The organism is Spirosoma oryzicola, from assembly GCF_021233055.1.
Lineage (GTDB): Bacteria > Bacteroidota > Bacteroidia > Cytophagales > Spirosomataceae > Spirosoma > Spirosoma oryzicola.
Genome location: NZ_CP089539.1, coordinates 25,926 through 49,708 on the forward strand (window position 1 = coordinate 25,926; position 23,783 = coordinate 49,708).

General features: G+C 49.4%; 17 protein-coding genes. 3 read left to right on the forward strand and 14 right to left on the reverse strand.

The window, feature by feature from the left end:
- Positions 1-111 precede the first annotated feature (111 nt).
- On the reverse strand, positions 112-849 hold the full coding sequence (locus LQ777_RS24220) for an SDR family oxidoreductase (RefSeq protein WP_232563047.1): 738 nt from the start codon (positions 847-849) through the stop codon (positions 112-114).
- A 69-nt stretch (positions 850-918) separates the two neighbouring features.
- Positions 919-1,809, reverse strand: a complete 891-nt coding sequence (locus LQ777_RS24225) for a helix-turn-helix domain-containing protein (protein ID WP_232563048.1) — start codon at positions 1,807-1,809, stop codon at positions 919-921.
- Positions 1,810-1,984: 175 nt separating this feature from the next.
- Between LQ777_RS24225 and LQ777_RS24230 the strand changes: the two genes are divergently transcribed.
- Positions 1,985-2,218 (forward strand): hypothetical protein, encoded by a 234-nt coding sequence (locus LQ777_RS24230; RefSeq protein WP_232563049.1) that lies wholly within the window; start codon positions 1,985-1,987, stop codon positions 2,216-2,218.
- Between the two features lie 115 nt (positions 2,219-2,333).
- Here the strand turns inward: LQ777_RS24230 and LQ777_RS24235 are convergent, their stop codons facing one another.
- From LQ777_RS24235 to LQ777_RS24285, 12 genes are all read right to left on the reverse strand, one after another.
- Positions 2,334-4,484 carry a M3 family metallopeptidase gene (locus tag LQ777_RS24235; RefSeq protein ID WP_232563050.1) on the reverse strand — a complete coding sequence of 717 codons (2,151 nt, stop codon included), beginning with the start codon at positions 4,482-4,484 and terminating at the stop codon, positions 2,334-2,336.
- Positions 4,485-4,798: 314 nt separating this feature from the next.
- Positions 4,799-7,660: a M16 family metallopeptidase gene (locus LQ777_RS24240; RefSeq protein ID WP_232563051.1), complete on the reverse strand. Its 2,862-nt coding sequence runs from the start codon at positions 7,658-7,660 to the stop codon at positions 4,799-4,801.
- Between the two features lie 100 nt (positions 7,661-7,760).
- On the reverse strand, positions 7,761-9,446 hold the full coding sequence (locus LQ777_RS24245; protein ID WP_232563052.1) for a protein-disulfide reductase DsbD family protein: 1,686 nt from the start codon (positions 9,444-9,446) through the stop codon (positions 7,761-7,763).
- Between the two features lie 8 nt (positions 9,447-9,454).
- Positions 9,455-9,616: a hypothetical protein gene (locus tag LQ777_RS30605; protein ID WP_341871380.1), complete on the reverse strand. Its 162-nt coding sequence runs from the start codon at positions 9,614-9,616 to the stop codon at positions 9,455-9,457.
- Positions 9,607-9,903 (reverse strand): hypothetical protein, encoded by a 297-nt coding sequence (locus LQ777_RS24250; RefSeq protein ID WP_341871381.1) that lies wholly within the window; start codon positions 9,901-9,903, stop codon positions 9,607-9,609. Before LQ777_RS24250 ends, LQ777_RS30605 begins: the two co-directional genes overlap by 10 nt.
- Before the next feature lie 189 nt (positions 9,904-10,092).
- Positions 10,093-11,157 carry a PLP-dependent cysteine synthase family protein gene (locus LQ777_RS24255; RefSeq protein ID WP_232563153.1) on the reverse strand — a complete coding sequence of 355 codons (1,065 nt, stop codon included), beginning with the start codon at positions 11,155-11,157 and terminating at the stop codon, positions 10,093-10,095.
- A gap of 118 nt (positions 11,158-11,275) precedes the next feature.
- The gene (locus tag LQ777_RS24260; RefSeq protein WP_232563053.1) at positions 11,276-12,409 is read right to left on the reverse strand and encodes a TlpA disulfide reductase family protein; all 1,134 of its coding nucleotides are present in this window, start codon (positions 12,407-12,409) and stop codon (positions 11,276-11,278) included.
- Between the two features lie 24 nt (positions 12,410-12,433).
- Positions 12,434-13,789 (reverse strand): RagB/SusD family nutrient uptake outer membrane protein, encoded by a 1,356-nt coding sequence (locus LQ777_RS24265; protein ID WP_232563054.1) that lies wholly within the window; start codon positions 13,787-13,789, stop codon positions 12,434-12,436.
- A 13-nt stretch (positions 13,790-13,802) separates the two neighbouring features.
- The gene (locus LQ777_RS24270; RefSeq protein WP_232563055.1) at positions 13,803-17,114 is read right to left on the reverse strand and encodes a SusC/RagA family TonB-linked outer membrane protein; all 3,312 of its coding nucleotides are present in this window, start codon (positions 17,112-17,114) and stop codon (positions 13,803-13,805) included.
- Between the two features lie 194 nt (positions 17,115-17,308).
- Positions 17,309-18,427, reverse strand: a complete 1,119-nt coding sequence (locus tag LQ777_RS24275; RefSeq protein ID WP_232563056.1) for a FecR family protein — start codon at positions 18,425-18,427, stop codon at positions 17,309-17,311.
- A gap of 88 nt (positions 18,428-18,515) precedes the next feature.
- Entirely contained in the window at positions 18,516-19,082 is a 567-nt protein-coding gene (locus tag LQ777_RS24280; protein ID WP_232563057.1) for an RNA polymerase sigma factor, read from the reverse strand.
- Positions 19,083-19,347: 265 nt separating this feature from the next.
- Positions 19,348-20,214 carry an AraC family transcriptional regulator gene (locus LQ777_RS24285; RefSeq protein WP_232563058.1) on the reverse strand — a complete coding sequence of 289 codons (867 nt, stop codon included), beginning with the start codon at positions 20,212-20,214 and terminating at the stop codon, positions 19,348-19,350.
- Positions 20,215-20,674: 460 nt separating this feature from the next.
- On the opposite strand from LQ777_RS24285, the gene LQ777_RS24290 reads away from it, so the two are divergent.
- Positions 20,675-22,273: a sodium:solute symporter family protein gene (locus tag LQ777_RS24290; protein ID WP_232563059.1), complete on the forward strand. Its 1,599-nt coding sequence runs from the start codon at positions 20,675-20,677 to the stop codon at positions 22,271-22,273.
- 36 nt (positions 22,274-22,309) lie between these two features.
- Entirely contained in the window at positions 22,310-23,260 is a 951-nt protein-coding gene (locus tag LQ777_RS24295) for a dihydrodipicolinate synthase family protein (RefSeq protein WP_232563060.1), read from the forward strand.
- The last annotated feature ends 523 nt before the right edge of the window (positions 23,261-23,783 follow it).

The following is a 23,783-nucleotide window of genomic DNA, read 5'->3' on the forward strand; positions in this document are numbered from 1 at the left end:
CAGGTTCTTAAATCTGGCCTCACAAAGACGAAGAGGACTACAACTCTTCAATGGTTACATGAAAAGCGCTTCAATCTACTTACTCATAGCTATTGTTTAACGCTACCCAGACTACCAGGGGCTTATGCCTGTGTCCGGGGCATTGTCATCGCTGAAAAATTGACCTGTTGGCCCGTCCGGTCCGAGCGTAGCTGCTTTTACTAGTCGCGCGGCTGCATCCGGTACGGTACCGGGGCCGCTGTGGTGATTAAAATCAGTAGCCGTGTACCCTGGATCAACAGCATTTACCTTGAACGGTGTATTCCGCAATTCGTAAGCCAAAACGATGGTGTAGGCATTCAGGGCGGCTTTGGACGCCGTGTAGCACGCTCCTTTTACGTGATAGTACTTCCAGCTTGGATCGTTATGCAGCGTCAGCGAACCTAAGCCAGACGTGACATTGACAATTCGTGGCTCCTGGGATTGTCGCAGTAAGTCAACAAAGGCCTGCGTGGTTTCAATCACCCCAAACAAATTGGTTTCGAACACTTGTCGAAACATATCGATATTCGCGTCCAGCGCTGTTTGAGGAAAACCACCACTGATGCCCGCATTGTTGATCAGTACATCCAAGACAGCTGTCCTAATGCCTAGCGTCTCACGGGCGGCTTTTATGGAATCAGGGTTGTCAACGTCAATGGTAATGGGTTCGACGCTTTTCAAACCTTCCGACTTCAGTTGATCAACCGCCTGCTGGCCTTTTTGCGGATCACGGCTTCCGAGGTAGACATAATAACCGTTTTGCAACAACTGCCGGGCTGTTTCGAAACCGATGCTTTTGTTCGCGCCGGTAATCAGTACTGTTTTCATGGTTTATCTGTTTATAATGGGACAAAACTAGAGCCTTCCCTCGTAGCAGTTGAAACACATTCTTCGGCATTACTGGTACATTTTCCGGGTACTCGTCCGATACTCGGCGGGCGTTAAATCGGTTTCCCGTTTAAAGAAGCGACTGAAATAGGATGCATCCGAAAAACCGAGGTCGAAAGCGATTTCCTTCAGTGAATGTTGGGTGTGAAACAACATGCGCCTTGCTTCCAGCACCAGCCGCTCGTGAATGTGACTGATGGCTGGCTGACCACTTTGTGCTTTCATCACCTCGCTCAGATACCCAGCCGAGACATGCAATAAAGCAGCATAATCACTTACCTGATGCAATTCGCGAAAATGCTCCTCAATCGCAGCCTGATATTTTTTAAGTAGGAGCTTGTCGTTGGAAAACGAGTCGCTTTCATACTGCCTGGTATAGAGCCGGCTCAGGTAAGTCAGCAGTACGGTTAAGTAAGCCGTTATCATGCGTTGCTGCCATTCGCTGGGGCGGGTGTATTCGACCTGAATCTTTTCCAGTATGTCTTCCATAAAAAGCACATCCTCGTTTGACAGCCGTAATTCATGCGCATTTTGTGGGTTTTGAAGTAAGGGCAATTTGCGAAGAGACGCGCTTTCCTGTAAGGTTAGAAACTCGCTGGTAAAAGCCACCGCCGTACCCCACATCGGTTTAGGTTCTTCTTTGACGATTAGCTGGTTGGGGGCAAATACATAAAACGTATTGTCTTTGGTTAGGTAAGGAGTCATATCCACCCAGTGACGACTATCACCCCGACGGGCGAACACGAGCAGATAATAATCCTTACGGTGTGGTATCAGCAGTTCCGACTGGTGGGTTAGCGTTCCTTCGAAGCGGGCTATGCTAAACATCTTTTCCTGGAAGATAGGGTCCTGAGCCAGTGTATAAACCGGTACTTGCTGATCACGACTGATTATATTCATGCTTACCATTAAAAATTCTTGCCACCAGTATCGTATTGAACCGGACCTTGATAACACGTAACAATTCGATTAATCGAACCCGTTCAGTTCGGCGATGTGAGTTAACGCTACGATTGGTCAGATCATAACTTTTCGCCTGTTTGCGCGTTTAGACAAGCAAACAGATCAACACCTTATGAAAAACTTACTTAAAGTGGCCGCTCTTTCACTGCTCTTGGTGGGTACGGCAAAAGCACAGGAAGTTACGAAAAAGGAAGCCGTCAAAACAACCAAGATTGCTCAGAAAAACGCCAAGCAATTACAGAAGCAAGCCAACCAAACAGGTAGCTCGACGGATCAGAAAGACGCCGATAAAACGATGGACGCGGCTAAGCGAGCCAAAAAACAGGCGAAGAAAAATACTGACTAACCCATAATAGCGTCCGACCTAACACACGCTAAGGGGATTGGCCGAATAAGTTAGAGAATACCAAACGAATAGCTAACAAAACGAGAGACCAAACTTGGTCTCCCGTTTTGTTATTTTATGCGTCCTTTAACAAGCCCCGCCGGCGCAACAGTGGTTTGATGTCTGGTTCACTGCCTCTGAACTTGCGGTATAGCGTCATCGGATCTTCGGTGCCGCCCCGTTCGAGAACATTTTTACGGAATGATTGAGCCGACTTAGCATCAAACAACCCTTTTTGCTTGAACACCTCGAAGGCATCGGCATCGAGTACCGCCGACCAGATGTAGCTGTAATAACCCGCCGAGTACCCACCCGAAAAGATATGCTGAAAATAGGTGCTGCGATAACGCGGAGGAATCTGATCAATCAAACCGATCTTGTCCATCGCTTGCTTTTCGAAGGCCAGTACATCTGTAGGAACCGCATCTGGCTTTAGTGTGTGATAAGCCATGTCAAGCAGCGAAGCCGCCAAGTACTCACTGGTTTCAAAGCCCTGATTGAATAAACTGCTTTGCTTGATCTTGTCGATGAGCGCGTCCGGAATAGGGGCTCCGGTTTGGTAATGCTTGGCAAAAAGTTTCAGCATTTCAGGCTCTACGGCCCAGTTTTCCATAATTTGAGAAGGCAACTCCACAAAATCGCGGGGTACCGATGTACCCGACTGGCTACCGTAATGCACATTGGATAGGAGTCCGTGAAGGGCATGGCCAAACTCATGGAAGAAGGTGCTTACCTCATCGAGAGTCAACAGCGCGGGCGTATTGCCGGTTGGCTTCGAGAAGTTACAGACAATAGAAACGACGGGCGTTATATTTTTGCCATTTTCGATTTCCTGTCGCCGATAGCTCGTCATCCAGGCACCACCGCGTTTGCTGGCCCGAGGAAAGAAATCCATGTAGATAAGTCCCAGATGTCGGCCATCGGCTTCTTTTACTTCATACGCTACCGCTTCCGGATGATAGACCGGTACGTCGGTGCGTCGCTCGAAGCGTAGGCCATACAGTCGATTGGTGAGCATGAAAATGCCTTCTCGTACGCTTTCCAGCGAAAAATAAGGACGCAGCTCCTGTTCGTCGAGGGCATACTTTTCTTTGCGCAGCTTCTCCGCATAATAGCGCCAGTCCCACCCGGCTAGTTTTTCGCCCTGACCACCTGCCTTGTCCATCATCACCTGCAAATCGGAGGCTTCCTTTTTGGCCACAGGAACCGTTGCCGACCATAGCTGATTCAAGAGCTGAGCCACCTTTTCCGGTGTTTGGGCCATGCTTTCTTCCAGCACATAAGCCGCGTGATTGGAGTAGCCTAGCAACTGTGCTTTTTCAGCCCGCAGCGCCACCATGTTAGCCATGATTGCCTTGTTGTCGTGCGCGTCGTTATGATTGCCCCGTTCGAGGTAAGCCCGAAAAATTCGCTCGCGCAGGCTTCGGTTGTCGGCGTACTGCAAAAACGGCATAATGCTCGGATTTTGCAGGGTAAAAACCCATTTACCGTCCAGCTTACGTTTCTTGGCTTCTTCGGCGGCTGCCGCTACAACCGAAGCCGGTAAACCACTGAGGTCTTCCGCTTTATCGATGACCAGCGTATAGGTATTGTTTTCGGCAAGTAGGTTCTGTCCAAACTTGAGTGTAAGCACCGATAACTCACTGTTGATTTTCCGCAGACGCTGCTGTTTTTCGGAAGTCAGGGCGGCACCGTTTCGCACAAAATTTTTGTACGTCTTTTCGAGCAGACGTTGCTGATCGCCCGACAGCTTGAGTTTGTTACGTCCTTCGTAAACAGCCTTGACCCGGCCAAACAAGGCCGGGTTGAGCATAATATCGTCGCTGTGTTTGGCTAGTTTAGGCGCTACTGTCTGGGCAATTTTTTGCAACTGATCGTTGGTATTGGCCCCGTTGAGATTCCCCAGCACGGTATTGACCCGCCGAAGTAAATCACCACTAGCTTCAATTGCTTCGATGGTATTCGCGAAAGTCGGAGCCGCTTTCTGTTGGGTAATGGCTGCGATTTCAGCTGTTTGTTGACGGATTCCTTCTTCGATAGCCGGTTCAAAATGGTCTGGTTTGATCTGATCGAAAGGTGGTACCGAAAAAGGGGTTTTGTAAACGCTAAAAAACGGGTTCGATGCTGTTGTGTCCACAAAATGCGTAGCGACGTGCGGCATATCGGTGTCTGGAGAAAAGGCGGTCATCACTGTAGCCAGTGCGAATAAAGATAGTCCAACTCTCATTTGATGGAGTGTATTAGTCAGTACTAGAGGAAAACTGCGTAAAAATAATACAATCCGTTCAGACAAGAATAGCTGTTTTGTAAAGCTCTATCCGCAATGGATACGACACCCCGATAGGGATGAGTCAGAAAGTCATCAGCATACGATTGAAGTAATTAGGATTCAGCTAATATCGGATGACGTCAAAGCACAGCACGCCGACGCACTTTATCATTCGTTCTACCGATAAAGTGCGTCGGTTCAACTGAATGATTGGCGAAACTCGATGGGGGATACGTTCGTCTTCTGCTTGAATAGTTTGTTGAATGATCGAATTATTTATTTGTTATAGAGGCCCCCGCATTTCCTTCCTTGTCTAGTTCAACCAGTTCGTACCCCAGCTTATCCAATCCAGGTTTGATTTTAGCTTTATCACCCACTACCAGGATAATCATTTTGTCGATGGGAAACCGCTTGATAGCCATTTCGCCAACCTGTTCACGGGTTAATGTGCTGAGAATCTTGGTCTGCTGTTCGACGAAATCAGCGGGTAGATTATACTCCAGAATCTGACCTAAAAACTGGGCCTTCTGAAACGGGGTTTCGTACCGGAGGGCGTCGCGCTGACCGACCGAATTTTTGGTAAAGTTCAGTTCTTCGGCGGTGATACCCTGCTGCGCGTATTGGTTGATTTCTTTGACAAATTCAACAACGGCGCTGTCCGTCACGGCTGCCCGAACACCCGCCTGGGCGGTGAACGGTCCGGGTAGAAACGTACTGGAAAAGCGGGACATCGCTCCGTAGGTATAGCCTTTGTTCTCGCGCAGATTTAGGTTGAGTCGGCTGTTGAAGGCCCCACCCAGAATAAAGTTCGTCAGTGTGCTGCGGTAGTATTCACCCGTTGCGTCATAAGGAAGGTCGGTCAGGTAACCAATCCGAATTTCCGACTGGGCTGCCCCCGGCTTGTCGACCAGATAAATACGCGTTTTTTCGGTCGCTTTTAGAGCGGGTAGCGTGGGTAGGGAAACGGGTTTAGCCGCCCAATTTTTCAGGAAGGCCAGCTTCGTCAGCAAAGCGTCTTTATCCACTTCGCCCACAACAACCAGCTTCGCTACGGATGGCGTAAACTGAGTGTTATAAAACTCCTTCACGTCATCCAGCGTCAGCGTTTCTACGCTCTGCCGGGTGCCGCTAACCGGAATTGCGCGGATGTTGTCGCTCCCAAACAGCAGACGATTGTAGGCTTTGTTGGCAATCACTACGGGCTGCGTGCTCTGATTGGCGATCAATTCAAGCTGCTGCTTTTTCAACCGTTCAAAGTCGGCTGGATCGAACCGGGGTTCCCCAAGTTTCTCCCGCAGAATGGCTAGTGTTGCGTCCAGATTTTTGGTCAGCGATTCGACGGAGACGCCCATTTCTTCGGGGCCGGCAAAGAAAGTAATTGAACTGCCCAGCTTTTCCAACTGGCGCGTCAGTTCCTCGGTTGAATGGGTACGGGTTGCTTCGTTGAGCAGGGAGGCCGTCAGTTGAGCCACGCCCGCTTTCGACAGGTTTTGCTGAGCCAGTAAATGGCCTCCTTTCAGTGACAGGTAGAGCGTCACGGTTGGTACTTCATCCGACCGGACGCCAATCATCCGCAATCCGTTCGGAAACGTTTCTTTGTAAAACGGTGGCACTTTAACCGTAGGATTAGGACCCACAGCCGGTAGCTTACTTCGGTCGAAGGTATCGGCTGGTTTGGTATAGGTCAGGCCCGTATATGCGTAATCCGGTGCCTGATAGCCCGCCGGTGACGCGGTGTAATTATCTGCGTGCGTAACAATCGCTTTCTGCCCTTTGGGGTAAACGGTGGTGACGACGGCTTTTTTTTCTTTGATATACTGGTTGTACACCCGCATAACGTCGGCTTTAGTCAGTTTACGCAAGGCCGAAAGTTCGCCAGGTAACTGATTGGGATTGCCGTCGAAGGTCTGGAATTCGGCTAACCGGGATACTTTGCCCGCTACGCTGCTCAGTGAACCAATTAAATCGACTTCCCGCGAGGCTTTAAACTGAGCCAGTTCATCATCACTCACACCTTGGCGTTCCAGTTCCAGCATACTGGCTCGTAGCAGCGCTTCAGTACTGTCCAGCCGAAACGTAGGAAGTGGCAGGGCGATAAACGAGAACTCGCCGGCCAACTCGCTCGTGGGATGGATAACATTGACCTGAACCGCTTTCTGGGTTTTCACCATACGCTGGTAGAGTCTTGACGTTTTACCACCTCCCAGCACGGCCGCCAGCGCGTCAAGCGCCACTTCGTCGGGGTGATGGCGGGGAACGGATGGGTAAGTCAATCGTAGCATCGGGAATCGAACATTATCTTCGTAGGAAACGTAGCGGTCTGCCGTCAGTACGGGAGCAGGAACTACTGTCTTTTTTACGGCTGGCCCCCGCTTGACAGGCCCGAAATACTGTAGCGCCAGCCGGACTACTTCTGCCGGAGTAACGTCACCACCCACCGTCAGCACGGCATTGTTGGGTCCGTACCAGCGTTTAAAGAAGTTTTTCAGATCGTCTACGTTTACCCGATTCAGATCCTCTACGTAACCAATAGTCAGCCATGAGTACGGATGCCCGTAGGGATACAGCGTTTTAGCCGTCACTTCTTCGGCTAGTCCGTAAGGCCGGTTATCGTAATTCTGACCGCGTTCGTTTTTCACCGTAGCCCGCTGAATCTCGAATTTTTGTTGGGTAACCGCATCCAGCAGAAAGCCCATCCGGTCGGCTTCCAGCCAGATAGCCCGCTCCAGCTGGTTGCTGGGTACCGTTTCAAAATAGTTGGTGCGGTCGCGGTTCGTCGTTCCGTTCAGGGTACCACCCGCCTGAGTCACCAGCTTGAAATGTTCACCGTTGGCGACGTGGTCAGAGCCCTGGAACATCATGTGCTCGAAAAAATGAGCGAAGCCCGATTTTCCGATTTCTTCCCGAGCTGACCCTACATGGTACGTTACATCGACGTGAACCAACGGGTCCGAGTGGTCTTCATGAACCACTACCGTTAGCCCGTTGGGGAGTACGTACTTTTCGTAGGGAATAAGGAGTTCAGTTCCTTTTCGGGATACTTTTTCGATCAATTTGGCCTGTGAAAAGGCGGACTGAGTCGTCAGGCACCCGACCAGCAGGGCCAGCCATAGACTTCGTTTAACGTAATGCATGCGGTTTGTGTCGTGTTACTGCGATGGATATGATAGGAGGATCGCTTTCAGCGAGTAGAGCCCATCGGTAGGGTATGAGTTACTGAGAGACGGAATAGGATTAATAGGTCTGGCGACCGCTGTCCAGAAATGAGACAAAATTAAGCGGGTCATAATCGGCTCCCTGTGGCTGCACCAGTGGTTTTCCATCGGGCCCCAGGAGTACATAGAACGGTTGCGAATTGGCGTTGAATCGGCTAGCCTGCAAATCGCTCCACTGGTTGCCAATCGTTTTGATTTTTTTACCACTAAATGAGGATACACGCTGCTCGGTTTCGGGCAATTCGGTCTTGTCGTCAACGTAAAGCTGAATCAGTACGTAGTCCTCTCGTAGACGTTTAAGCACCGCCGGATCAGGCCAGACGGTGGCTTCCATTTTCCGACAGTTGACGCAGGCATGGCCGGTAAAATCGACCAATACGGGTTTCCCCACCGATTTCGCGTAGTTCATCCCTTCTTCATAATCGAAAAAAGCGTTCAGACCCAGGGGCGCATGAAACAGATCGCCGTATTTCTTAACCGTTGGCGAGTGGGTCGTTTCGTTGGTCACGCCCGATTGAGTCATTCCTGACTGGGTCAGCCTTTGCGTATATAAATCAAAATCCTGGGTTTGCTGAGGAGGCAGAAAAGCGGCCACAGCTTGTAAGGGCGCTCCCCACAAGCCCGGTACCAGGTAAAGAGCGAAGGCTAGCGACACAATAGCCATGAACAGCCGAGGTACTGAAATACTTGTCGAGGGGCTGTCGTGAGTAAACTGCAATTTACCCAGTAGATAAAAGCCCAGCATACCGAAAATGATAACCCACAGCACCAGAAACACTTCCCGGTCGAACCACTGCCAGTGATACGCCAGATTGACATTCGACAGAAATTTCAGCGCCAGTGCCAGCTCGAGGAAGCCCAGGACAACCTTTACGGAGTTGAGCCAACTCCCCGATTTGGGCAGTGAGGCCATCCAGGAGGGAAACAGCGAGAACAGCATAAAGGGTAGTGACAAGGCCAGGGCAAAGCCAAACATACCCACGGCGGGACCTATGAGCTGACCCATCGAAGCGGCCTGTACCAGCAGCGTACCGATGATAGGCCCCGTGCAGGAAAAAGATACCAGGGCCAGCGTCGTGGCCATGAAGAAAATGCCCGGCAAACCACCCTGATCGGCCTTGGCATCCATTCTGTTTGCCCAGGACGTAGGCAGAATGATCTCGAAAGCCCCAAAAAATGAAGCCGCGAAGCCAATCAGCAGCAAAAAGAAAGCACAGTTGAAGATACCGTTGGTTGATAGCTCGTTCAGGGCATCGGCCCCGAAGAGGACCGTAATCAGGAGTCCTAGTGACACGTAGATCCCAACGATCGATAACCCATAAATGAGTGCATTACGGATGCCCTGCGCCCGGCTTGCGGATCGTTTGGTGAAAAAGCTCACCGTCATGGGCAATAGCGGAAAAATGCACGGCATGAGAATTGCCGCAAAGCCGCCCAGTAAACCCGCTACAAATGTGACCCAGAGCGATGGAGCAGCCGCTTCCTGAGGCCCTGTGCCTGTCGAGGAAGGGGTGGGGGATAGGGTCGTTTGGGTCATCGTATCCGCTCCTGTAGCCGACTCCTCGATTGGTGCAAACTCCAGTCCTTCTGTAGAGAGTGTATCCTGCGCCCAAGCTGTCTGGGGACCGCCGACCAGGAGCGCTACCATCAATAAACAGGGCATTAGCCAGCGCCAACCAGAAAACAGAGATCGATGTGTAGTCATGTCGTTCACTATTTTATGGATACGCTGAAGGGGATTTCGTCGGGGGGCAGGCACTGCTTGTCGTTGCAGACCATGTACTCAATCGTTCCTTTCACAACCTGAGGGCTTTTGCCGGTCAGTTTAACTTTCTGCTGAAAGATGACTTCCTTTTCGAAATAGCTCACTTCCATGTTGAATACCTTTTCCAGCCGGGGGTGATGGGCTTCGGTTCCAGCGCCGTTCCTTGTAAGGTATAAGTACCGGGATCGAAAGAAATGGTCGTTTTGACCGGGCCTCCTTCGCTCACATGCTGCGAATACACGTGCCAGCCGGGATCGATTGTAGCCTTCAAAAAAATGACAGCTTCCGTAGCACTCGTTTTCCGGGCTGCGTAGCTCCATTTCACGGGTTTTAATACCTGAGCCTGGACGGCACAAACGGCGAGCAGCATCAGGCTCGCGAATACTAGTTTTTTCATCTGGGGATTTGTTTCGTTGAACGCGTTAGAGACTTAGCGTTTTTTGTCATCCCGACCGGTCCGCCGTTGCGGCAGGAGGGATCTTCGTTAATAGGCTGTCCCTACTGCTCACCGAAGATTCCTCGTTCCTCGGAATGACAGAAAAACGTCGTAATTGGCTATTTAATAGGTAATTAACTATGAGATGCATCAGCTGAGTAGCGGGTTTGCCAATCGGCTGATGGGGCGATAATCGAGGAACTGAACGTCAGGCGAGACGTAATTCGGTTTGATGGGTTCGGTGCGAACCAGATCTGTACTCAAATACTTTTTGTTACTGTCGCACAGGATAGTGACCACGACGGCGCTGGCTCCCATCTGGTTTTGCACCTGGATCGCGCCGATCAGGTTGGCCCCCGACGAGATACCCACCGCCAGGCCCAGATCAGTCGCCAGTTTCTGTGCCATCAGGATTGCATCGCCATCCGATGCCTGCACAACGGCGTTCAACTCCGCCAGGTTGACCAGGTCCGGGACGTACTCATCGAACAGCCCCTGAATCCGGTGCGAACCAGTTTTATAGCCAACGGAAAGCGTTGGCGATTCGGCGGGTTCCAGTGGATGAACCTGAATCGCCGGATTGCGCCGTTTCAGATAGCGGCCCACGCCCATAACGGTCCCTCCGGTACCCACGCCCGCCACAAAGGCATCCGGTGAACAATCGATATTCTGGAGTTGCAGCCAGATTTCGCGTCCCGTTGTCAGATAATTGGCTTCCGCGTTGAACTGGTTGGCAAACTGACGGGGCAGGAAAATACCTGAATCATTGGCGGCCATTTCTTCGGCTCGTCGCTGCGCCCCCCGAAAACCGCCTTCTTCCCTGGTAAACAGTTGAATGTCGGCCCCCAGACTGCTGATAATATCCATGCGTTCCTGACTCATGCCAGCGGGCATGAGAATCGTAACGGGGTGGCCCAGGGCTCGTCCAACGGCGGCAAACGAAATACCCGTGCTGCCACTGGTGGCTTCTACGATGCGGTCGCCTGGTTTGATTAGCCCTTCCCGGTAGGACCGATGTAGCACGTGCAGGGCCATGCGATCTTTGATACTGCCCGTCAGGTTATAGTGTTCACATTTTACGTAGAGCGAACGAGATTCACCCCGGTACGTGTACACCAATTCCAGCATGGGCGTATTGCCAATCATGTGCCAGAGGTGCGAAAATTTCTCTCTCAGACGGGGCGTCAAGTCAGGCGATACTGTCTCCGTGAGCATGTTGATGGAAAGTAAAGGCAATAGAGGAGCCGTACCCATGAAAAAGGGCAGCGATAGGTACAGGAAAAGCGTCTATTTTCCTTACCGACCTAAGCCGGTAAGGAGATGGGAGATGCGACTAAGGTTTGGGGTCCAGCAGTTCGGCCAGCTTTTTATGCAGTTGTTCGCCCCGTAAGTTTTTCGCCACAATTTTGCCGTTCTGATCCAGCAGATAACTGGTTGGGACCGCCTTGATTACGTACGGACTCAGTACATCACTCTTCCAGCCTTTCAGGTCCGACACATGATACCAACTCAGGTTATCGGCCTGAATGGCTTTTTCCCACAGGTTCTTTTTGGTATCGAGCGAAACGCCGATAATCTCAAAACCTTTGTCATGAAATTTCTGATAAGCCGATACAACGTTCGGGTTTTCTTTTCGGCAGGGACCACACCAACTCGCCCAGAAATCGACCAGCACGTATTTCCCTTTGATCGACGAAAGACTAACCGCTTTGCCAGTGGTATCGGCCAGCGTAAAGGCGGGAGCTGGTCTGCCAATCCCTACTTTCTCCAGATCGGTCATCAGTTGCTGCATCTGCTGACCGTAGTACGAATTTTTCACGGCTGGCGACAATTGCGCATAAATAGCGGGTAGTTTATCGGTTTCGGGCTCTACCGAGTAATAACTCATGGCCAGAAAAGGGCTAACGACCGAGTTGGGATGCGCACGAATAAATACACGGGTTAGACTATCCGCCCGGGAAAACTGGTACCGAATGGCTGCGCTTTGCTGCTTCGCCAGACTGTCGGGCAGTTTGTCGGTGGGCTTGGCTTTCATGGCCGCGTATTTTTTGTCAATTGCATTCAGTTTGGTAAACACCTCGGTTTCCAGTTCCCGGCGATGCTGTCTCCAGAGTCTTGTCTCTTCAGAACCGTCAACGAGGGCCTGACCAAGCGAATCCTTCACGGCTTTGATCGTAACCGGCTTTGGCGTCAGGAAGAAAGGGAGGAACTGATTGCGATCAGAAGCCAGACTGATCGACGCTGTTCCTTCGTGATCGAGCGGCCCTTTAAAAGAAAACGTACCATCCGCGCTGATCACGGAATCCCGTACCGATTCTTCCCCTTTGGTGTGATTGAAATAGATTTTCTCATTTTTCAATCCTTTTATTTCTCCTTTTACTGTGTATGCGGGGGCCGGTGCTTTTTGTGCAGAAGCAGCCGAGATGCTGAGCAGCAGCAATCCAACTAAGGTCAGTGAGTTCTTCATAATTCATTATTAGTTAGTAAGTAATTAATAGCCCTGATTTTGCGTAAGCGCAGGATTGGCTTCAATCTGGGAGGAAGGAATGGGTAGTAACACGGCCGTTGGTTTCCAGCCCGGTTTGATTGGAGCCAGCACGGCATCCGCCTGGTTAGTGCGTTTGAGATCAAACCAGCGGTGGCCAAATTCGGCGAACAATTCCACTTTACGTTCCCGTAAAATTGCGGCCAGAATCCCATCTTGCGCGGTAGCCGTCGTAGCGGCTAAGCCAGCCCGACTGCGAATCACGTTAAGATCGGCCTGGGCTTGGGCCAGCTGATTTAGATTCGCCCGTGCTTCGGCCCGGATTAGGTACTGTTCACCTAAACGAAACAAGACTATATTTTCGTTGCCCCCCGTCGTTGCTACCCGAAGCTTGTACTTATTGATTCGGTGCGTAACGACGTTACTAATCGCCATAGAGTCCACCCAGGCGGTACGGCGTTTGTCACCTGCTTCGAAGGAACGAACAAAGTTTGGTCGTAAAACAAAAGCGGGGGGAGCCGTCGTGCTGGCCGTGCGGTAATTAGCACCCAGTGGTGTAAATCCTTCAAACGTAGCAAGTTGGAAGATGGTCTCGTTGCTGCTGTTAACGAAGGTCGTCGACAGATCACTCAACGAATACGTTCCCGAGCCAATGACTTCAGACGCTTCGAGGGCGGCATTGGTATAGTCTTTCGTGTACAGATACGCCCGGGCCAGAAACGCCGAAGCGGTGTGTTTATTAATTCGTGTACGCGATGACCCTACGTAGGCAGTAGGTAACGTGGCTTTAGCTTCCTTCAAATCCGTAATGATCTGAGCCCAGACCTGAGCCGCCGGAGCCCGGCCCAAAGCGGCATTCACGAATTCGTCGGAAGACGTAGTTAGTGGCACATCACCAAAATAATTGACCAGGTTAAACAGTCCGTAAGCCCGCCAGAATTTGCTTTCGCCGAGTAACTGATTTTTACCCGCTTCGCTCATGCCACTCGACTGTGTAATGTTCGCAATGGCCATGTTGGCCTGGCGGATAAAGGTATATGTCTCCCCCCACAACCGGTTGGCTACCGATGAATTAAGCGGAGATACCGTGTTGTTTTCCATTTCCTCCAGGGTTGGCGCGGAAAGGGTATATTCCAGCTCATCGCTCAACAAACCTGCATAGCCTGTCCAGGTGATGGTAGGGGTATTCCGAATCGTGGAGTACATATTCAACACGACGCTGGTCGCTGAACCATCACTGGCAAAGGCGTCTCCTACGCCAATAGTGGTGGGTGGATAGTCAATGGTTACAAACTTCTCGCAGGAAGCAAGACTCAAGCCTGCCAGGGTAATGAAAAAAGAAAAACGAACGTACGATTTCATGAAAATAGCCTGCTTAGAATGAAACATTTAGACCGCCTACAATCGTGCGAAGGGGTGGCATTGCCAGAAACTGACCTGCTCCGGGGGCTGTGCCTGTGCCAGGTACGGTCGTTTCAGGGTCAAGGATGTATTTTTGACTCGCCCAGGTAAATAGATTTTGTCCCTGTACATAGACCGAAACCTTCGACAGTTTGGTTGGCCGAATCCAGGTGGTGGGTAGATTGTACGACAGGCTTACGGTACCAATTTTCAGGAACGAAGCATCCCCCCAGAGGGCATCCGACGAGCTGTAATTGCCAAAAGCCTGGCTATAAAGCGTTGTCGCAGCAGGATAAAGGGCACTCGGATTACTTTCAGACCAGCGGTTTAGTGCTTCTGTTGTTGTGTTTACGGCGCTAGAGCCCAACGGGAAACCGTACAGTTCGTTGAAGTTGAATTTGTACCCATTCCGACGGTTGAAGCGTACGAACACATCCAACTGGAAATTCCGGTAGGAGATTGAGTTATTGATGCCCCCGAAAAAGGGCGTTCCAATCGGAGCCATGACCCGATCTTTATTGAAGTCTATGACCCCATCCCCGTCAAGGTCCCGAACCGTCGGCAGGCCGTTCGCATCCAGGCCGTTGTATTGAAACACGCGGGTAGCATTTATGGGTTGGCCCACGGTGTAAAAGCTTGAGTTAAATAGTCGTCCGGGATCACCGACTGAAAGGAGCTTGTTTCTTAAAAAGGTGAGGTTGATATTGGTCGTCCACCGGAGACCAGCCGCAGCTACGTTGATCGTACTAAGGTCGAATTCAAAACCATCGTTTTGAATCAGGAGATCCAGGTTTCCCGAGAACGAGTTGACGCCCGATTGCGTAGGCATGTTCGTATTAGCCAACTGATCACTCGAACGGTTTCTGAAATAAGCGCTCTTTAGCAAAATACGGTCTTTGAGAAAGCCCAGTTCAAGAGCGGCTTCGAGTTTCTTCGTAGTCTCCCAGTGCAGTGTCGGATTCGCAATGTTATAATTGACCAGCGTAGCCGAGCCGGAATAGGTATTGGTACCCGAGGTAACCTGGTAGAACGGAAGGTAAGCGTAGTTTGGAATCTGATCATTACCGGTCAACCCGTAGCTCGCTCTCAGCTTCAGATAACTCAACCAGGTGATTGGTTTCATGAACTCTTCCGAAGAAGCCAGCCAGGCCGCCCCAATGGCACCAAAATTTCCGAAACGGTTGTTCGGGCCAAAGCGGGAAGAGCCGTCACGCCGGAAGGTTCCGGTGAGAATATACTTGTTATCCCAGCTGTAATTAACTCGTCCAAATGCCGACGTGTAACGATACAGTGAAAAGTTGTTCGAACTGACCGTGATCGTACCGGCTCCCGATAGCGATTTAAGCAAAGCTTCGTTCGTATAATTACGCCCACTAATCGACTGGCCGGTCGCGTCTGAATGCTGGAATGTTCCCCCAATCAGGGCGTTGAGATGGTTTTTTCCGAACGTTTTCCGGTAATCAAGCTGTGGCTCTATAATGTAGCTTTCGTTTTGATTGTTGGCAAACGTGGCGTTTGCTACGGGGTTGGATGCCGGGTTTTGCGAGCGAATCGGGTTGGTCTGAATCTGGCTCAACCCCGTCAGTGTATAGCCGTTGTTTACTTTCAGATCCAGTCCGGGAAGAACCGTATACTTTAGATTCAACTGGGTAACGAAGTTTGTACTGATGTTTTCAAAATCCCGTATCAGCAGGGCTTCGGGATTCGTTCCGCCGGTCCAGTTTAAGCTACCGTCGGTGTTATAGAGCGGATAGTTAGGAGGCAGGTTATAAACCGAAGAAAGATCGGTACCAATCAGGTTACTATTGACGCGGGAGTACGACGTAGTGAAATCCACTCTAAATTTCTGATTCGCCGTAGTGTGGCTACTGGCGAAGCGGCCGGAGAGCGTCGTAGATCCCAGATTACCCGGAAATACCGTTCCCTCTTTTCGATACAAGCCACTAAAAAGAAATGAGTTGGTTACGTTTCCTCCGGATACCGAAGCCGTCGCATTGGTAAATTGAGCTGTACCGCCGAGGTATCTGCGTTGCCAGTCCGTGTTTGCATTCTGGTCCCAAACCGTTAGATCAGGCGCGTTGGACGTCGTAGGAGTTACTCTAGCTCTTGCAAACGCATCACGACGTAGAGAAAGATACTGGTCCGTATTCAGCATGGGGATGTAGTAGGGCACTTTTCCCGCTCCGCTGTTCACGTTAATGTTAAACTGAGTTTTACCCGCTTTCCCCTTTTTCGTCGTAATCAAGACAACGCCGTTCGAGCCGCGTGAACCGTAAATGGCGGTCGCGTCAGCATCTTTTAATACGTCAATTCGTTCGATATCTTCGGGCGGAATCAGACCCAAAGGGCTTTGTTCGCCGTTAGCCCCAGAAATACCATAGGCATTTAAGTTATCCGAAGCCGGTTGTCCACCATTGAATAGCGTAAATGGAATACCATCAATAACATAGAGCGGAACGCCCCCCGCAGATAAGGAATTCTGGCCGCGAATCTGAATGCGGACCGAACTGCCGGGCAAGCCATTGTTCTGCGTAATCTGCGCCCCTGAAATTCTCCCCTGAAGGGCAACCAAGGGATTTGTAACGGTTTGAATATCAATGTCTCTAGCCGTAATCGAACTAACCGAGCCCGTATTGTAACGCTGCGTTGTCGTGCCGTAGCCAATGACGACGGTTTCATTCAGCGTATTGTCTGCCGGTTGTAACGCTACGTTGATGACGCTTTCCCGTTCTACTTTAATCGACTGGGTGGTGTAGCCAATAAAGCTGAACCGCAGCGTAACCCCCTGGGGAACACTCATCCGGTATTGCCCCCGCTCGTCGGTGACCGCTCCCATAGGGGTGCCGCCAGCCACGATATTGACTCCTGGTATACCTTCGCCCGTGCTGGCATCGGTCACCCGGCCACTCACCGTAACGTCAATCCGACTGTCGATCGAGGCTCTGGCATTGATCGGAGCCACACTAGTCATATTTTTGAGAATGATGTAGTTCCGGCGGATGCTGTAGTCGATTTGAAGCGGTTTCAGCAGGCGGTCCAGTAGCGTTGCCAGATTTTCATTGCGGGCGTCAATCGATACGCGCTGGGGTTTCTCGATCAGCGAAGGCACATACGTAAATCTCGCCCCCGTCGCTTTTTCAATCGCATGGATGGCCGCTGGCAGAGGTTGATCCTGAATTGTCAACGTAATGTTACGTTCCAGCAGAGTCTGTCCCAGGCCGTCGAAAGCCAGTGCCGTGCTGGCCAAAATTAGAGTCAGCACAAGGGGAAATGCCGCTAGTTTCATACAGTGTAGCAGTAAGTTTCGGCGAGGTATCGCTTTTTTCATCGTAGATTTACAAGTGTTGTTTTGGTGATACAAGGCAATACAAAGCCCGTCGCCCGGATTTCGGGTGTTCAGATGGTCGCACATACTGGACGGGTTTACGCAAAAGCTGGTGGTGCTGGTAACACCATCAGCTTTTTCTTATAGGGGGAAAGCTACGGCGATTCACAGCCTTTCCCTGAAATAATGATTTGAGTCTCAACTACTTCAAAGCGAGCCCCTATGGTCTCGCAGATGATGCTTAACTTATCGAACAGGGGTTCATCGCCTAGTGGTGCTGTCACCTGGCAATGCTGCATGAGCTGCTGATCGAAAACAATAGGGATGTTGTAGGCCTGCTCAAGGATTTTCAGCGCTACCGGAACCGGTGTGTTGACAAAGTTGAATCGGTTTTCACCCACGGGCGTATTGACAACGACCGGCTGGTCGATCAGGGACTTGCTTAACCGCTCCCGATCTCGCTCGAAAATTACCTGTTGGTTGGGCGTAACGATAATCGACTGAGGTTGATAACTCGTCTGCTGCTGCGCTCGTTTCCATTCCGATTCGGCAAATACTGATACTTTTCCCGACAACACCTTCACAATAACCCGGCCCACACCACTGGGAGCGTTGACTGTGAACTGAGTGCCCAAAACCCGGGTCACTGAACCATTGGCGTATACCAGAAAGGGCTGATCTGGTTTACGAACAACCGAGAAAGTAGCTTCACCCGTTAAATACACATCGCGGGTAGCGGCCGTGAAGCGGGCGGGGTACCGAAGTTCACTACCTGTTTTAAGTTGAATCACGCTGCCGTCGTCAAGCCTGACAGTCGTGCCCTTTGCGGTTAGAAACTTCGGTGTATTCGCCGGAACCGTAGTACTTGATCCGATAACAAGCGTTGGTTGCTGTTGCCAGAAGAGACCAGCGCCAACCAGCAACAAAAGGGAGACCGTAGCCGCGATAGCGAGTCGATTTTTCCAAACCCATCCGGGGGCCGAAGGGGAGGAATTTAACACGTCTGATTGGGGTAAATCCAGGTACTGACGGGTTAGTTCAATGCAGGCCTGAACATCGGCATCGGTTATGGGTCTGTTTTTTACCTTCAGTGCCAGCACCACTTCGCGGGCCTGGCTCAGCGTAGTTGCCTGATTCGCGTGTTTAGCCAGCCAGCCCTGCCAATACTGCTCCCGTTCCGGCGTCGGATGCATGACCCACTCGCGAAAGGATTCCTGCCAGACGAGTTCTTCCAGCGTAACGGGGGTAAAATCTGATGGATTTTGCTGCATCATACCTTCGATAGCAGAAAATCGCAAGCAGATACCATTCAAGTTCGAAAAATTTTTACATTCTTTTGAAAATGCCAAAGAGTCTTCTTTGTTAAGAATCCTCTCGCCACTGGCCCCGCAGCTTTTTAAGGGCCATTTGCAGCATGTTCGAAACCGTCTGGGGCGTTATCTGCATCGTCTGAGCAATCTGATCCCGGTCCATCTCCTGAAAGTATTTCAGGTAGATCACTTCTTTTTGACGATCGGGCAGTTCGTCCAGCAGTTGCTGCATCTGGTGGGCTTTCAGGCGGGCACTTTCAGACTGAATCAAATTTTCTTCTACCGTGTATTCAACCGAAAAGTCAGGCTGAGCTGCCAGATCGGTTTGTAACTGATTCATTTGCCAGACGCGGTAAATGCGTCGGCGCAAAATCACAAATAGGTAAGGTTTTACCTGCACATCCGTTCGTAGCGCGTGACGCCGTTCCCATAAATCCAGGAACACATCCTGAATGCAGTCTTTAATGAGGTCGTCGTCTTTAGAGAATTTAGTACCGTAATGATAGAGTTCCTTAAAACAGCGCTTCATCAGCTTATCCAACGCTGTATCATCGCCTTCAATCAGGCGAAGCCAGAGCGTCGTGTCATCTTCGGAAAAGCCATTACGGAAAATATTCATAGGTAGATCACAACCAATTCGAATGGACTTCTATTTTGGTTTGACGCTGAATTAGCAAAATATTTTAAAAGTACAAATATAAAAGGCAAGTCAAAATATCCCGGTTTCGACCTGTGTAGTAGTATTTATTTCTAAGATTTGTCTCCTAAACTAAAAGGCGTTGTCCTATTTTAATTAAGGACAGAAACTATGTAGCACCCATCCGTGCCTGTTTTATTGCTCTAGGGCAACGAATAGCAAAAGCAAACTTCCGTCTTTAACAAGCCTACTGAATATATCGATTCTTGTAATCGAGCGGGGTTACGCCTTTTATTCGTTTGAAATTTCGGTAGAAATTGGAAAGATTATTAAAGCCGCTCTCAAAACAAATCTCTTCTGTAGTCATCGAATTCTCGATCAACGACCTGCTGGCATGGCTGATCCTTACCTCGTTTAAAAAATCGTGATACGTTTTGTGGGTCATCAGCTTGAAATACCGACAGAACGAGGTAACGCTTAGATTAGCAACAGAGGCTATTTCAGTAAGCGTTATTGGCTGCGCATAATTTGCTAGCGTGTAGTTACAAATATTATTGAGCCGAACTGTTTCCATTTCGTTCGATTGGTAGAAAGCTTTAGCTGACGTAATGGTCTCTATTTCATCGGCCTGTGCTATTATGTCCAGAATCGACAACAGCGTTATCAGGCGTTGAAATGGATTTGCCGTTACAGCCGATCGCATCAGCTCGGCTATTTTCTGATTCGTTTCGCCATGAATCAGTAAGCCTTGTCGTGCTCTCTCGAATAAGGTACGTATGGCGTACACTTCGTCCAACTGTAAAAAGTCCCGCCCTAAACAATCCGTGCGGAATTGAACGACTATTGCTTCTACTTGTAGATTAGGTTGTTCCTGAAAATATTCCTGGTTACACCGCCACGTATGCGGTAGATTTTCGCCAAGTAAGAGAATTTCACCCGCCGAAAAGTTACTCACATTATCGCCGACAAACCGTACGCCCTCTCCTCGTACAACATAGTGAAGTTCTAGTTCGGGATGGTAGTGCCAAATCGTGCCAAAGTTAGCTTTCACGTCGTGCGAAATACGGAAAGAAGCCTGTGAGTTAACCGGCACTTTGTGAAAATGAGGTTTCATCAGCGCTAGATGAATAGGGTAAATTCGTACACTGATTAGCAAATTGGCAACAGTAAATGCGTTTGCTTATCACTTAGTTTTGCTGATAAAATTAAAGGATTTTCTGTCATAGTACAACTGTGATGCGCGTAGCCAGGAATAGTACAAGATGATAGCGCTTTAATCGGATCAGTTCTTTTTGATGATTCCTATAAATTATTTCTTTCCGTTATGAACGCTCGTTCTGAAGCACTCCCCAGAAATCATTTCAACGGTTACTCATTGGAATGGGTTGTGACCGCCCTAACGACTAAGATTATAACACGCTCTGAAAAATCGAAATCCGAGATGGGCATCGGGCTCTTTTAGGTTATCGTCAGAAACTGGGGGAATAAAGTCAAGAATACAACGGTATCCTGAATACAAAAAAGTTTATAATAATTTCACGCCCGCTTCCTAACCTCTTAACGAACCAATTTACATGAAATCGCTTCCTGTTGCCGACTTGTCAATTATCCTGCTATACTTGATTAGTATGGTACTGGTTGGCGTTTATTTCTCCCGAAAGAATAAAAACGCTGATCAGTTTACGACAGCTTCGGGGAAAATACCGGGATGGGCCATTGGCATGTCGCTGTACGCTACCTTTTTAAGTAGTAACACTTTTTTAGGTGTACCGGGTAAAGCCTTCGGCGGTAATTGGAATGCCTTCGTATTTAGTTTGTCGATGCCTCTGGCAGCCTGGGTAGCCGCTAACTATTTTGTTCCTTTTTACCGCAGTACGGGTGAAGTGTCGGCGTATTCGCATCTTGAAAAGCGTTTTGGTGCGTGGGCGCGTACTTATGCAGTTATCTGTTTTTTGCTGACGCAACTGGCTCGGATGGGCTCAATCTTTTTTGGAATTGCGCTTAGTTTGCAGGCGCTGACGAGTTATTCCATGACATCCATTATGGTCGTGGTCGGTATCTGCATTATTATTTATACAGTTTTAGGGGGTATGGAAGCCGTTATCTGGACGGAAGTAGCCCAGGGTGTCATTAAGACGGTTGGCGCGCTCGTTATTCTTTATCTAGTAATTACGCATGTCGACGGAGGCATTCCGCGCATTCTATCGATGGGAACTGCCCATGATAAATTTAGCCTAGGAAGTTTCGCTCCTGATTTTACCACGTCTACGTTCTGGGTCGTTTTGCTGTACGGCTTTTTTATCAATCTAAACAATTTCGGGATGGACCAAAACTATGTTCAGCGGTACCATACCACAACATCCGTAACCGACGCAACGCGTTCGATCTGGCTTTGCGTATACCTGTATGTGCCGATATCGTTGGTGTTTTTCGTACTGGGAAGCTGCCTTTACACGTATTATCAGGTCCACCCGGAGTTAATGGATCAGGTTCGCTACCAGGTTGCCAGCGAGCGATTACCCAACCAGACTCCCGAAGCCATCAACCGCTTAGCCCACACCTTGACAGCATCAGATATTGGTGATAAGATCATGCCTCATTTCATGGTTCACCAGGTTCCGACGGGTTTACTGGGACTCATCGTTGCCGCTATCATGGCGGCTGCTATGAGCACGATTAGCTCCAGTATGAACGCTTCGGCAACCATTTTCTTAGTTGACATTTATCAGCGCTACATTAAGCCAGACGTTACGTCCAAACAATCCCTAAAAATCCTATACGGAGCCACCGTAGTATTTGGCTTGCTGGGCATGACGACCGGAATTGCGATGATAGGCGTAAAAAGTGTACTGGATGCCTGGTGGCTGTTGTCCGGCATATTTGCCAGTGGTATGCTTGGCCTGTTTTTATTAGGTATCATATCTCGTTCCACGAAAGGACCTGAGGCACTCACAGCAACCCTCATCGGCCTTCTGGTTATTATCTGGATGACGTTCTCAGCGTTTATACCAAATCAATTGGCGACATTGCGAAGCCCATTTCACCAGAATATGATTATGGTACTCGGTACGCTTACGATCTTTTTAACGGGGCTTCTTTTAACCCGTCGATCCGCAAAAAGCAGGGTGTTAGAACATCCCGTTGATCGCAATGAGCCACAACAACAAGCTTAACACTAAACACCTATTATCGTTAACTCACTATATATTATGTCCGAATTAGCTAATTCCACGCAACCACTACCTTACGGACTCATTCCGGTTATGCTAACGCCATTCCTGGACAACGGAGCCGTCGATTATTCCGGATTACATCAGCTAACGGATTATTATCTCAATGCGGGAGCAGCAGGTTTGTTTGCTAACTGCCTCTCGAGTGAAATGTATGAACTAACGGACGATGAACGGCTGGCCACGACCAGACAGGTCGTTCAGCAGGCAGGTGGCCGTGTTCCCGTTGTCGCTACCGGGACATTCGGGGGAGCACTCGATCAACAGGCTGATTTTGTTAAACGTATATACGATACCGGTGTACAAGCGGTTATTGTTATCACCGGTCAGCTGGTGACACCCCAGGATAGTGATCAAACCTTTCTAGACCGTATAGGGACGCTGTTGGATATGACCCCCGGCGTACCGCTTGGGTTGTACGAATGTCCAGTTCCTTACAAACGGTTGATTACGGCAGATATTCTGGCTCAATTGCTGCCAACTGGTCGATTGATCTACCATAAAGACACGAGCTTGGATGAAGAAGAGGTAAAAAACCGTCTTGCCGTTGCACAGGGGTATAATTTTGGTTTGTACGATGCCTACATGGTCAACGCCGTTTCCTCTTTGCGGGCCGGGGCAGCGGGCTTATCCTGCATCCAGGCGAATATTTTCCCTGAACTACTGGTCTGGCTATGCAACCATGTCAATGATCCTGACCTGCAAGCAGAGGTTGATGAGGTGCAGCAATTTTTAGTAGATTGTATGGATCTGGTTCATTCTGCTTACCCAACGATTGCCAAGTACGCCCTGCAACAACGTGGCTTACCAATTTCCTTATACACTCGTCGCCAGGTCGAACCACTCACAGACAATTTACGTACCGGTATCGATCAACTGCTAGCTAAATTAAACAAGTTTACAAAAGCGATGCACGTTAGCGAGATATAGCTATCGCTTCTCAGTGCGCCCTATTCTTTAAATTTGCGGGTAATTATTGGTAAGTAGTTCATTACAAGTGATTTATTTTAAAACATAGGCGTGAGTTATGAAAATCTTCAGCCTATGCTATTTTTGATACAAATACTCAAAAAATAGACCTGCCCTTCATTCGAATGGCAGGTCTATTTTTTAGATAAAAAGATGCAATTGGCAGGTTTTTATATGTACGCGTCTGACCAGTAAAGTATCCTGAGCAGGTGTTCGCCCTCTAAACGATTAACGAAGGCTAAATTATGATAAATTCGTACACTCAATTGATATAATTTATTAAAGGATAAATAGTGTTTACCATTTAGTTTTACAGAAAATTAAGTTAATTCTGAGAAACGTTAAAAAATAACCCCACCACTCCCACTTATTTCATGAACGTATTGGACATTATTCATAGAGCTTGATAGCGCTATGGAGGACTATTGTACAAATTTATTGCTCGCGTCTGGCCCGCACGAGGTAAATAGCTGTGTCCTTTTTT